Origin of the sequence: Polynucleobacter sp. IMCC 30228, from assembly GCF_021395205.1 — a bacterium.
In the GTDB taxonomy this organism is placed as follows: domain Bacteria; phylum Pseudomonadota; class Gammaproteobacteria; order Burkholderiales; family Burkholderiaceae; genus Polynucleobacter.
Window position 1 is genome coordinate 48,277 of record NZ_JAJVCS010000005.1, and the last position, 11,883, is coordinate 60,159.

Annotated in this window: 10 protein-coding genes; all 10 read left to right on the forward strand. The window is 40.5% G+C overall.

What is annotated here, in order from left to right; genetic code table 11:
* Positions 1–204 precede the first annotated feature (204 nt).
* The 10 genes from LZT21_RS09545 (at position 205) to LZT21_RS09590 (ending at position 11,881) form a co-directional block, all read left to right on the forward strand.
* A complete protein-coding gene (locus LZT21_RS09545; RefSeq protein ID WP_233990450.1) occupies positions 205–3,165 on the forward strand; it encodes a hypothetical protein in 2,961 nt (986 codons plus the stop codon).
* Positions 3,166–3,281: 116 nt separating this feature from the next.
* Positions 3,282–3,863: an SIS domain-containing protein gene (locus LZT21_RS09550; protein WP_233990451.1), complete on the forward strand. Its 582-nt coding sequence runs from the start codon at positions 3,282–3,284 to the stop codon at positions 3,861–3,863.
* Positions 3,864–3,894: 31 nt separating this feature from the next.
* Complete coding sequence (locus tag LZT21_RS09555) at positions 3,895–4,449, forward strand: HAD-IIIA family hydrolase (RefSeq protein WP_233990453.1); 555 nt, start codon at positions 3,895–3,897, stop codon at positions 4,447–4,449.
* Positions 4,446–5,168, forward strand: coding sequence for a transaldolase (locus tag LZT21_RS09560; RefSeq protein WP_233990455.1), 723 nt, complete (start codon positions 4,446–4,448; stop codon positions 5,166–5,168). Before LZT21_RS09555 ends, LZT21_RS09560 begins: the two co-directional genes overlap by 4 nt.
* Before the next feature lie 24 nt (positions 5,169–5,192).
* Complete coding sequence (locus LZT21_RS09565) at positions 5,193–6,191, forward strand: SDR family oxidoreductase (RefSeq protein ID WP_233990456.1); 999 nt, start codon at positions 5,193–5,195, stop codon at positions 6,189–6,191.
* Positions 6,188–7,189 carry a GDP-mannose 4,6-dehydratase gene (locus LZT21_RS09570; protein WP_233990458.1) on the forward strand — a complete coding sequence of 334 codons (1,002 nt, stop codon included), beginning with the start codon at positions 6,188–6,190 and terminating at the stop codon, positions 7,187–7,189. Before LZT21_RS09565 ends, LZT21_RS09570 begins: the two co-directional genes overlap by 4 nt.
* Positions 7,189–8,748 carry a PfkB family carbohydrate kinase gene (locus LZT21_RS09575; protein WP_233990459.1) on the forward strand — a complete coding sequence of 520 codons (1,560 nt, stop codon included), beginning with the start codon at positions 7,189–7,191 and terminating at the stop codon, positions 8,746–8,748. Before LZT21_RS09570 ends, LZT21_RS09575 begins: the two co-directional genes overlap by 1 nt.
* 33 nt (positions 8,749–8,781) lie before the next feature.
* Positions 8,782–9,690: a Gfo/Idh/MocA family protein gene (locus LZT21_RS09580; protein ID WP_233990461.1), complete on the forward strand. Its 909-nt coding sequence runs from the start codon at positions 8,782–8,784 to the stop codon at positions 9,688–9,690.
* 8 nt (positions 9,691–9,698) lie between these two features.
* Positions 9,699–10,580: an NAD(P)-dependent oxidoreductase gene (locus tag LZT21_RS09585; protein WP_233990463.1), complete on the forward strand. Its 882-nt coding sequence runs from the start codon at positions 9,699–9,701 to the stop codon at positions 10,578–10,580.
* Between the two features lie 35 nt (positions 10,581–10,615).
* Entirely contained in the window at positions 10,616–11,881 is a 1,266-nt protein-coding gene (locus LZT21_RS09590; RefSeq protein WP_233990465.1) for a nucleotide sugar dehydrogenase, read from the forward strand.
* Positions 11,882–11,883 lie beyond the last annotated feature (2 nt).

Genomic DNA, 11,883 nt, shown 5'->3' on the forward strand with positions numbered 1-11,883 from the left:
AAAAAGAAGCGCATGGCCATTCCTTATTAAAATGGCGCAAGCATGCCTAGTTTGACACAGTCTATGCTTCAAAATAGCGTCTGTAGCGGTATTGGAATAGGCATCCTCATTGGGGCATGGAGTTTGAGCAAAATAGTTAAAAGCCTTTTTTCAAGTCGGTTCATCGCTTAAACTACTTAAGACTATAAAAAGACCACTCATTAGATGCTTGAACCCTTATTGCAAAAGCAAAAAAATCTATCCTATCGTAATGGTTTGTTGATTTTGGGGTCGATTTACATAGTTTTGGTGATTGTCTACCTAATTCAATACCAGGGCCTGCCTTACGTCTTTGATAATAATGAATCCTTTTCATCGATCATTCATGCTAAAAATCTGCTCCAGTTTGATTTTTTAAAAAGTTTTGGTTTGACTGATGAAAGTTATGGGGTCACAGAAAGTGCCCATCCCTATGTATATACACACCAAGGGAACTTCCCCAGACTATTTGCCGCCTTTCTCTATTTATTGGGACTCAAAAGCATTCAGTCGCAAATTATTGCTCATATAGCCATAATTAATACACTAGCCTTGTATTTTGCCTATACTTTTTTTGCAAAAAAAATAGCCCCTATTTTTGCTTTAATTTACTGCCTCATTTTATTAACTGATTATGTGATGCATTTTCAATGGCAGTTCAATACCTGGCGAGTATGGCATTGTTTCTTTATGTTCTCATCACTATTGTTAATTGAAAAATACAAAACGATGAGTAATAAAATTTACATCCCGCTATTGCTCTTAAATTTCAGTTGTCTAGCCTATTTTGAAATGACGTTTGCTGTATTTATTAGCATCTTATCAGCAGGAATGTTGATCTTTCAATTGAAAAAACCAAAATTGTGGTTTTACCCAATTAGTTTAGTTTTTACTGGGGTAATTCTAGGATTTAGTGTGCTAATAACCCAAACCATCTTTTATTACCACGGATTAGATGGGTTTTTAAATGACCTAAGGCTAACTTTCATAGCCCGAAATTACAACATAGCTAATCAATTTGAATTTGCAGCGATGACAAGCCAAATTTGGGATTTTGTTGACGCTAAAAAGTTAGTATTTTGGGATAACTTTGTTTTAAGTTCTGCAAATCTAAGGTCTCTATTTTTGGCAATCCAGTTATATTTTAAATATAACCTAATGATTTATACGCCTTTTTTAATTTTAGTGCTACTGATATTTAACGCTGTGTTTGCATTTAAATTTATTGCCAATAAGTTTGGAGATAGGTCTTTTTTTAAAAGTGACAAACACTACCTACTCACCATCTTAAATACTCAAAGTAATACTAATAAAATTGGTATAGCGGTTTTGATGCTCGGTATCGTTTTATTTGTTACCCTCAAAACTACCATCGTTACACATATTGACATACATCAATATGCAATGAGTAAAGCATCAATTTTTGTAACATTATCAACTTTAATTATTCTCACTGCCTGGGTATGGCGAGGACTTAGAGACGCCTCTGAGGTAAGCGTGCAGCTCTACGAGGTATTAATCATCATTGCGCTTATTGGCCTTTTATTGGGTTTTGGATTAATAAATCACAAACTATTTGAATCGTTTGGTCCGCCAATAGAGGTGTATGAGGCACTCTGGAAAAAAATATTATTTTTTGATGAGTTAAGGGGAGTAGTTCCTAAAATAATTTGGTGCTTTAGTTTGCTAACTGGAGTTTTCATTATATTAAACCAACGATTTTATCAATTACCCAAAGAGGCAGAAAGAATTTTAAATTTAGTGCCGTTTATTATTTCAGGGTTCTTAGCTTGGGGTATTTGTTGGTGGCTAGTACCAGGATACATATTGTCGGGGTATTACATGCGGTACGCACCACTTTTTGAGTACAACACAATTTTATTCATTGTTATTCCCATCTATCTTTTATCACTTTTAGTTAAAGGTGCGGTTGCTAGAATTACTCAAGAATTTAGCCTTACTCAGGACGCACTGATTAAGGCGATTAAAAATAGCATCCAAATTTTACCTTTAACTATCGTTTTCTTATTTATTATTGGTACTTGGGTTGGCTTACAAACAATCTATTTTAAGGAGTTTAAAACAACAGATCATATTCTTTTGGAAAAACTAGCCAGCCCCCGATATCAATTTGCTAGTATTGCTGCCAATACTTATGCAGCACCTTTTGCAGTTCAAACCAATCAATGGGCGTACTTTAGCCCAACATTTTCTTCGGGAAGAATTAACCGAACTAATGATGGGTATTTTTATGAAATAGAAGATAAATATATCTGGCTTAGCGATAAAGAAAAAAATAATGCTTATAAAAATCCAGATTATTTCATTTGCTTTCTGCAGGCAAATTATGATTTTTTAGTAGGATTTAATCCAAGATGCGATATCGATATTCCACTCATCAAAAATCTTATGAGTGGGGTAAAAAATCAAAATTTTTCAGATCTCATTGACCATAAATTAATTGATTCAGACCCCAGTGGCTCAGGACGTTGGGCGATTGTAGCGCTGGATAATGATTTTCCACCCTTTTTAGCATTGAAAAATAATCCTAGATTCATCAATATTGTTGGCACTAGTAATGGAATTCGAATTGATTATCAATATCAGCAGCAGTTCAAAAAAGCTGAGGAGAATTCTGTTATCAGGTTATATAGGCTGAACTCTTGCAATCAAACCAATGATCCAAAGCTCATTTTTTCTACAACTGCCCCCACTATTGCCTTAGCTCATTTGGGAACTGGGACATTACAAGTTTCCGTAACGCCAAAATCAACCACTAAGTATGGGGAGACTTTCTGGAGTGAGCCATTTAGTATGGCTGACACTACACCTGTGTATTGTGGACACGGAATTCCAATTGAGTCACCGCTAGATATCGAAGTCAAATCAAATTTAGATGGCAGGCGGGCAACCTTAAGTTGGCGCACAGGGGAGAATGTAAGGTATTTTGAGGTCCAAAAATCCCTCGATGGGCAATTTTTTACGGGGATAACCTTAATAGACGGTGAAAAAAGGGATCTAAATGTTGGACCCGTTCTAGACGCCCAACAACACTTTATCCGGATACGGGGATGCACCGATTGGGCCTGCTCGCCCTGGTCAACTCATGTTCCAGCTCTAAAGATCGCCAAAAAAAGCACTTCCTAAGGCCAAAGCCAATCATTTATAATAATTAAATCAAAAAAACGCCCAAAAAGCCTGCGGAAATTACCGTTTTAACCGCTTTTTTGAGGGAAAAATTTAATTTTAAGAGATGGCCTAACATGCATACCCAAGTATTTTTCAAAGAAGTTGTTGAAGTTGCTCAGCAGATTGATCTAAATACGATTGAAACCCTAGCCCATGAACTGAAGGACTTAAGGGATCGTAATGGACGCCTCTTTATTTTGGGTGTTGGTGGTAGCGCTGGTAACTGTAGCCATGCGGTCAATGATTTTAGAAAGCTGTGCGGCATCGAAGCCTACGCGCCAGTGGATAATGTATCGGAGCTTACCGCCCGAACCAATGATGAAGGTTGGGATACCATTTTTTCAGGCTGGCTTAAGGTTAGTAAGGCCAATAAAAATGATGCTGTTTTGGTCTTTTCTGTAGGTGGTGGCAACCTGGAAAAAAACGTTAGTCCCAATATTGTGCAGGGTCTAAAGCTAGCAAAAGAGCGAGGCCTTAAAATTTTTGGCGTAGTTGGACGCGATGGTGGTTATACCAAACAGGTGGGTGATTGCGTAGTGGTGGTGCCTACCGTAGATGCAAGCCGTGTTACTCCACATGCCGAAGCCTTTCAAGGTGTTGTATGGCATTGTCTTGTTTCCCATCCAGTTTTGCAGCAAATGGCCACAAAGTGGTAGGTCTTCACTAAGTCCTTAGTCAGACTCTCTTATGCGTGCATTATTTTTAGATAGAGACGGTGTAATTAATCACTCTCTCGTACAAAATGGTAGACCGTTTGCGCCAACATTACTCGCTGATTTTAATTTCTTGCCAGGAGTCAAAGAGGCCTTATCACTGACAAAAAATGCTGGCTTGATGAATATTGTGGTGACCAATCAGCCAGACATTAGCACTGGAAAAATAGATTCGGAGCAATTTCGCCTTATTCAAGAATGCTGTTTTACTGAGTTAAAAATAGATGACATCAAGTTTTGCCCACATATAGAGGCTGATCATTGCGATTGTCGAAAACCCCTACCTGGCATGATCGTGAGTGCAGCTATAGAGTATGGTATCGATATCACTCAAAGCTATATGATCGGCGATCGGTGGAGGGATATCGAGTGCGGTCAGGCAGCAGGATGCAAAACTAATTTTTTTATTGATTATGGCTATAGTAAAAAAAAACCTGAGCCTCCATATACTATCGTGCGTACTTTAGGCGAAGCCGTACAAATTATTTTAGAAGAAACCCAATTACTAAAACTAAGGGAAAAGGTATGAGCACACTTACAAAATTAAAAGTAAAGTTATTCGCTGATGGGGCAGACTTGGCTGGAATTGCCGAAATGGCCTCAAACCCAATGATTGGCGGCTTTACGACCAATCCTACTTTAATGCGCAAGGCTGGCATTACCGATTACAAAGCCTTTGCTTTAAAGGTATTGGAGATCGTACCTACGCTGCCAGTGGCATTTGAAGTTTTTGCCGATGATTTTCCGACCATGGAAAAGCAAGCCAAAGAGATTGCATCATGGGGTAAAAATGTGAATGTAAAAATTCCCGTAACCAATACCAAAGGTGAATTTTGCGGCCCTTTGGTAAAAACCTTGTCAGATGCAGGCGTTAATGTGAATGTCACTGCTGTCATGACTTTGGATCAAGTAAGAAAAATTGTCGAGAATCTGAATATCAATTCACCCGCGATTGTTTCGATTTTTGCAGGTCGGATTGCCGATACCGGGGTGGATCCAGTTCCGCTGATGGCTGAGGCAGTGCAAATCTTAAAATCTAAACCTAAAGCAGAGTTAATTTGGGCTAGTCCAAGAGAGCTACTGAATATTTTCCAGGCGCATCAAGTAGGTTGTCACATTATTACAGCAACAAATGATATTTTGAAAAAATTAACCTTAGTTGATAAAAACCTGGATGCCTATTCATTAGAGACAGTTGAAATGTTTTATCGTGATGCCCAAGCAGCCGGGTTTGATATTCAAATTTAAATTTATTAATCGAAGGAGTAGTTTGTGAAGAAATTAGTTATTTTTGGCGGCGGTGGATACTGCGCTAGTTTATTAGTTCCTCAGTTATTAGAAGAGGGTTGGGACGTGCGGGTATTCGATACCTTTTGGTATGGTACTGATCATTTTCCTAAGAACCCCAACCTTGCCTTAATCAAGGGCGATGTGCGGGATATTAAGGCTGTTAAAGAGGCCCTGAAAGATCGCGATCACGTACTTCATTTAGCCTGTATTTCTAATGATGCAAGTTTTGAGCTTGATGAAAACTTGTCTACTTCAGTGAACTTAGATTCTTTTGAGCCACTAGTCATTGCCGCTAAAGAGGCTGGTGTTAAACGTTTTGTTTTTGCATCATCAAGCTCGGTTTACGGTGTCTCAGATTCACCCAACGTGACTGAAGACCATCCATTAATCCCATTGACCTTATACAACAAGTACAAAGGAATGTGCGAGCCATTATTACTAAAGCACACTGATAAGAATTTTGTGGGCGTGGTATTTCGACCTGCAACCGTATGCGGTTATGCCCCACGTTTACGCTTAGATTTATCCGTCAATATTTTGACTAATTTTGCTGTGAATAAAGGCACAATCATGGTGTTTGGTGGCGCTCAATTACGTCCTAATTTGCACGTACAAGATTACGCCGATTTATGTAAATTGCTGCTTACAGCACCAGCGGATAAAGTAGCCAATCAAATTTTCAATTGCGGCTTCCAGAATATGAGCATTATGGATATCGCTAAAGCAGTGAAAAAGGTCGTAGAAGAATTTTTCCCTGAGAAAGGCAATTTGCCAATTGAAGTGACCGAATCCAATGACAATCGTTCTTACCATATTAACTCGGACAAAATTAAGCAGGTCTTGGGCTTTGCCCCTAAGTATTCCGTAGAAGATGCAGTGCGTGGCCTATGCCAAGCCTTTCAAGACGGCAAGATCCCAAACAGTTTTGATGATGATAAGTATTTCAATGTACGCACGATGAAATTGATTGGTGCTAAATGAGTGTTAAACCCATTGCAGTAGTAACAGGGGGAGCTGGCTTTATTGGCAGCCACATGGTTGATCATTTGGTCGATCAAGGCTATGCCGTAAGAGTAATTGATAGTTTGGTTGGAGGACGCGAAGAAAATCTTTCCCAGTATGCTGCCAACTCAGATGTTGCTCTAGAAAAGCGCGATATTCGCAGCTTTTCTGCCAAAGACCCTTTGTTTACAAAGGCAAAATTGGTATTTCACTTTGCTGGCATTGGCGATATTGTGCCCTCCATTGAAAATCCGGCTGAGTATATGTCAGCAAACGTACAGGGTACCGTCAGCATGCTCGAGTGTGCTCGGCATGCTGGTGTCGATAAATTTGTTTACGCCGCTTCTTCGTCCTGCTATGGCTTAGCTAAAACGCCAACCACAGAAGATCATCCCATCGAAACCAAGTATCCCTACGCACTTTCTAAGTATCAAGGCGAGCAAGCAGCGTTTCATTGGCATCAGGTCTATAAGTTACCGGTCAATGCTGTCCGTATTTTTAATGCCTATGGAACGCGCTCACGCACTTCTGGAGCGTATGGCGCAGTTTTTGGGGTATTTTTACGCCAAAAAATTGGTAAGCAACCGTTCACGGTAGTGGGTGATGGCACACAAACACGAGACTTTTTATATGTCACCGATGTGGCTAAAGCATTTTATGCTGCTGGAGTATCCAAAACAGTAGGACAGGTTTACAACCTTGGGGCCGGAAAGCCGCAATCAGTCAATCGTTTGGTTGAATTGCTCGGCGGTGGGGAGGTCTTGCATTTACCTAAAAGACCAGGTGAACCAGATTGCACATTTGCTGATATCACGCGCATTCAGGCAGAATTAGGTTGGAAGCCGGAGGTCAGTTTTGAAGAGGGCGTAGGAAAAATTTTAGCTAATATTGACTATTGGAAAAACGCGCCTTTGTGGGATCCTAAATCTATTGAGGGCGCCACAAAATTATGGTTTGAATTTATGTCTGAAAGGTAATGGCGATGGACCACGAAAGCCAAAAGATGTTTTCTCATAAGATTAAAACGGCAGCTGAAATTGCCCAATTAATTGGAGATCGCCCACGCTCCAAAAAAGCCATTATGTGTCACGGCACTTTCGATGTGGTGCATCCCGGGCATGTTCGCCATCTTCTTTATGCAAAAACCAAGGCGCCAATCTTAATTGCTAGCTTAACTGCAGATGAGCACATTAAAAAGGGCAACTTACGCCCTTATGTGCCGGAAAATTTACGCGCAGTCAATTTAGCCGCTTTAGAAATGGTGGATTACGTATTAATAGATGCAGATCCTACCCCCTTAGAAAATCTTAAACTGATCAAACCAGATTATTTTGCTAAGGGCTATGAATATACTGCAGGCGCTACAAATCCTAAGACCCAGGAAGAGATTGCTGTTTTAGAAAGTTATGGCGGCGAAGTTATTTTTACGCCAGGTGATATTGTTTATTCCTCATCAGCATTAATAGAGTTAGCGCCTCCAACTATCGGCGTTGATAAATTGCTCTCGCTGATGGAGAGTGAAAAATTAAATTTTAATGACTTGCGTATGGCTTTAAGTAAGTTAAAGGGATTGAAGGTTCATGTGGTGGGCGATACGATTGTCGATAGTTTTACCTATTGTCATTTAATTGGCGGTATGACGAAAACACCAACCATGAGTGTGCTCTTTGAGAAAAAAGTCGATTATGTAGGTGGTGCAGGAGTAGTTGCAAAGCACGTTAGAGCAGCAGGAGCGGACGTTACTTTTACAACTGTATTAGGAAAAGATGCTTTGCAAGAATTAGTATTAAAAGACCTAGAGGCTGCGGGGATTCATTGCACTCCGATAATTGATGAAACGCGTCCTACGACTAATAAGAATGCCATTGTTGCTGATACTTACCGGTTACTAAAGGTGGATACCTTAGATAACCGCTCAATTTCTGACAAAATTCTAGAGCGTATTCAAAGTCAAATTAAAACTGTTCCAACAGATGCAATCGTTTTTTCTGACTTTAGACATGGTATTTTTAATCGTGCAACAGCACCAGTTTTGTGCGCTAGTATTCCTGAGGGAGTATTTCGAGTTGCCGATAGTCAGGTAGCTAGTCGCTGGGGCAATATTTTAGAATTTCAAGGTTTTGACTTAATTACCCCCAATGAAAAAGAGGCCCGCTTTTCTTTGGGAGATCAAGATTCAGTAGTGCGCCCATTAGCCTTGGAACTATTTAGAAAATCCCATGCAAAATTGCTAATCCTGAAGTGCGGCGATAGAGGAATTGTGACTTACCGGATGGATTCCCCAGATGACTACCGCGCATTTTTTGCGATTGACTCTTTTGCTGGTAGGGTGGTTGATGCAGTCGGTGCGGGAGATGCGTTGCTCTCCTATGCAACTTTATCCATGATGGCAACAAAAAATGAAGTGATTGCTGCTATTTTGGGTAACATGGCCGCTGGTATTGAGTGTGAGCAAGAAGGTAATATTCCCGTTACCCCAGAAATGGTGATGCATAAAATTGACGCCGTAGAAAAGATTGCGCGTTATGGGACATGAACAACTACATTTAGCTGTTGCTTGGGATAGTTCATGCGCGTCATTGTAGTTGGTCTTGGTGTCCAGGGAAAAAAGCGACAGGCCGTTGCTGGTGAAGAGGTCGTGGCTACTATTGATCCTGTGCATCCTGATGCGACTTATCGCAAAATTGAAGATGTTCCTTTGGAAAGTTATGATGCAGCTTTACTCTGCATTCCCGATGAGCCCAAAATAGCTATGTTGGAATATCTACTGACAAATAAGAAACATTTGCTCGTAGAAAAACCCCTATTTGCAAATCGCACTGAAGATTTATTGGTGCTAGAAGAGTTAGCAAAAAAGAATGGTGTGGTTTGTTATACGGCCTATAACCACCGTTTTGAGCCGCATTTTATTCGCATGAAAGCATTAATTGACTCAGGGCGACTAGGCAAGATTTATAGCATTCGAATGTTTTACGGCAATGGCACTGCGCGGCTAGTGCGTGATTCTGCCTGGCGTGATCAAGGTACAGGTGTGCTTCCCGATCTAGGGTCGCATTTATTAGATACCGTGAATTTTTGGTTAGGAAAGCCGGTTGAGGGATTTTCTATTTACTCTGCAAACCGTTTTGAGAACCTGGCCTATGATCATGTGTCGTTTGGGGCTAATGCAGATACGGTTGTGCAGTTAGAAGTGAGTTTGCTTTCTTGGCGAAATCATTTTTATGCAGATGTTTATGCAGAAAAGGGTACGGCCCATATCCAATCCTTGTGTAAGTGGGGACCTAGTACTTTTATATATCGGGATCGCAAGTTACCTAGTGGTAGACCTGATGAGGAGTCAATTACTTTGATTGAGTCGGATCCAACTTGGGCTTTGGAGTATGCCCATTTTAAAGATTTATGTAAACACGGTACGAGTAATATAAAAAATGATATTTGGATTAATCGAACTCTGAATAATCTTAGTACAAACTTGTAAAGATTAAAATGACACTGACACTATTGCAGCCATCTCCTCTTAAGCCCAGGCGCGTAGTTATTTTAGGCAGCGGTTTTATCGGCGGGGCTATTGCCGAGCATTTAGTTGCTGATTCAATTGAGGTTTTAACTCTCAAGAGTAGTTCACTGAATTTGCTTGACGATAATGCTGCAAAGAACTTAGCACTAAAGTTACGCGCAGACGATGTACTCGTTTTTGCTTCTGCTAAAGCACCGTGTAAAGATGTTGATATGTTGCAAGATAATATCCAAATGGCTAAAGCGGTAGGCAAAGCACTTAGCTTACAAAGCGTTGCTCAACTTATTTACATTAGTTCTGATGCGGTCTATAAAGACTCTAAGGAGCCTATCTCTGAAAAATCTTGTGCTGAGCCGCAGAGTTTGCATGGATTAATGCATTTAGCCCGGGAGCTTATTTTAAGGCAGCAGTACCAGGGCCCCTTTGCTATCGTGCGCCCAACTTTAGTGTATGGCATCAAGGATCCGCACAATGGATATGGCCCTAATCGTTTTGGACGCTTAGCCAAAGAGGGCGGCGAGATTGTCTTATTTGGTAAGGGCGAGGAAAAACGTGACCATGTGTATGTAGAAGACATTGCTAAGTTAGTTCGTTTACTCATTTTGCATCGCGCGGTTGGGGTAGTTAATGCGGTATCAAATCAAACTGTTTCCTTTAATGAGTTAGCGCAATTTGCTACTACTTTCTTTCATTCAACAGGCGTCGTCATTGAAACGCAGCGTGTTGGGGTAATGCCCCATGATGGATATCGCCCCTTTGAGCCATCTGTTGCATCAATAGTCTTCCCAGGTTTTCAATTTAGAGATTGGCACACAGGCCTTACCGAGGTTTATGCCAATGCAGTGGGATAATCGATATATAAAATTTGTAAATAGTAAGGTGCTTTATGTCTAAACCAGTGATTGGCTTTGTAGGAATGACCCACTTAGGGTTAAATTCTTGCATTGCCGCTGCAGAAAAAGGGTTTGAGCTCATTGGTTTTGATCCAAGCGCGCAATTAATTAGCGAAATTAATTCTGGTCATTTTCCGGTATCTGAACCACAGCTAGTTGAGTTAGCGCAAAAAAATAAGTCCCACTTGAGCTTTACTTCTGATATTAACGAATTAAAAAAATGTGATGTAGTCTATGTTGCACCTGATGTTTCTACAAACGATCAAGGTGAGAGTGACTTGACTACCATTACCGCATTACTTGATCTTGCCTTAGAGGCCACGCGATTCGAATGTGTGATTGTGGTTCTCTCCCAAGTGCCGCCAGGTTTTACACGCGGAAAATTAAAAGCTGGCCGTTCTCTCTATTATCAAGTTGAAACATTAATTTTTGGTCAAGCTATACATCGCGCCTTACATCCTGAGCGATACATCATTGGCTGTGAGAATCCTGAAGTACCGATTCCTTTAGCGTTTGCGCAATTCCTGGAGGCGCATGATTGCCCGATTTTACCGATGCGCTTTGAAAGTGCTGAGCTAGCCAAAATCTCTATCAACATGTGTTTAGTTGCTTCGGTGTCTACTGCAAATACGCTTGCCGAACTATGCGAGAAGATTGGAGCAGATTGGTCTGAAATTGTGCCTGCATTAAAGTTAGATCGCCGAATAGGGCAGTTCTCTTACCTATCTCCAGGACTTGGAATATCAGGCGGAAATTTAGAGCGTGACTTAGCTACCGTATGTCATTTTGGACAAAAAAATGGTACCGATATAGGTGTTGTAAGAGCATGGATAAAAAATAGTGAGTATCGAAAGGAATGGCCCTTCAAGATTATTAAAGAAAAATTGCTGACCGTGTCAAAATCACCAGTAATTGCAATTTTGGGATTGGCATATAAAGAAGATACCCATTCAATTAAAAACTCTCCCGCAATAGCGCTCATCAAAAAATTGCAAGAGTGTAATATTCGAGTCTTTGATCCATTGGTTTCAAATTCGGTAGTTAATCATCCTAATTGTTACGGGGCATCATCTGCAATGGATGCCTGTCAAGATGCGGATGCGGTAGCAATAATGACCCCATGGAAAGAATTTTCAGCCTTAAGATCTAATGATATTGTTGAGATGTTGAGAGGGAAGTTAATCATCGATCCCTACGGGGTGCTAGAGATGAATAAAATTGATGATTTAAATGTAGAGTATGTGACGCTTGGAAAATAGTA

Coding starts and splice junctions, on each gene's coding strand:
- LZT21_RS09545 (WP_233990450.1), top strand. CDS start 205: ATGCTTGAACCCTTATTGCAAAAGCAAAAAAATCTATCCTATCGTAAT.
- LZT21_RS09550 (WP_233990451.1), top strand. CDS start 3,282: ATGCATACCCAAGTATTTTTCAAAGAAGTTGTTGAAGTTGCTCAGCAG.
- LZT21_RS09555 (WP_233990453.1), top strand. CDS start 3,895: ATGCGTGCATTATTTTTAGATAGAGACGGTGTAATTAATCACTCTCTC.
- LZT21_RS09560 (WP_233990455.1), top strand. CDS start 4,446: ATGAGCACACTTACAAAATTAAAAGTAAAGTTATTCGCTGATGGGGCA.
- LZT21_RS09570 (WP_233990458.1), top strand. CDS start 6,188: ATGAGTGTTAAACCCATTGCAGTAGTAACAGGGGGAGCTGGCTTTATT.
- LZT21_RS09575 (WP_233990459.1), top strand. CDS start 7,189: ATGGCGATGGACCACGAAAGCCAAAAGATGTTTTCTCATAAGATTAAA.
- LZT21_RS09580 (WP_233990461.1), top strand. CDS start 8,782: ATGCGCGTCATTGTAGTTGGTCTTGGTGTCCAGGGAAAAAAGCGACAG.
- LZT21_RS09585 (WP_233990463.1), top strand. CDS start 9,699: ATGACACTGACACTATTGCAGCCATCTCCTCTTAAGCCCAGGCGCGTA.
- LZT21_RS09590 (WP_233990465.1), top strand. CDS start 10,616: ATGTCTAAACCAGTGATTGGCTTTGTAGGAATGACCCACTTAGGGTTA.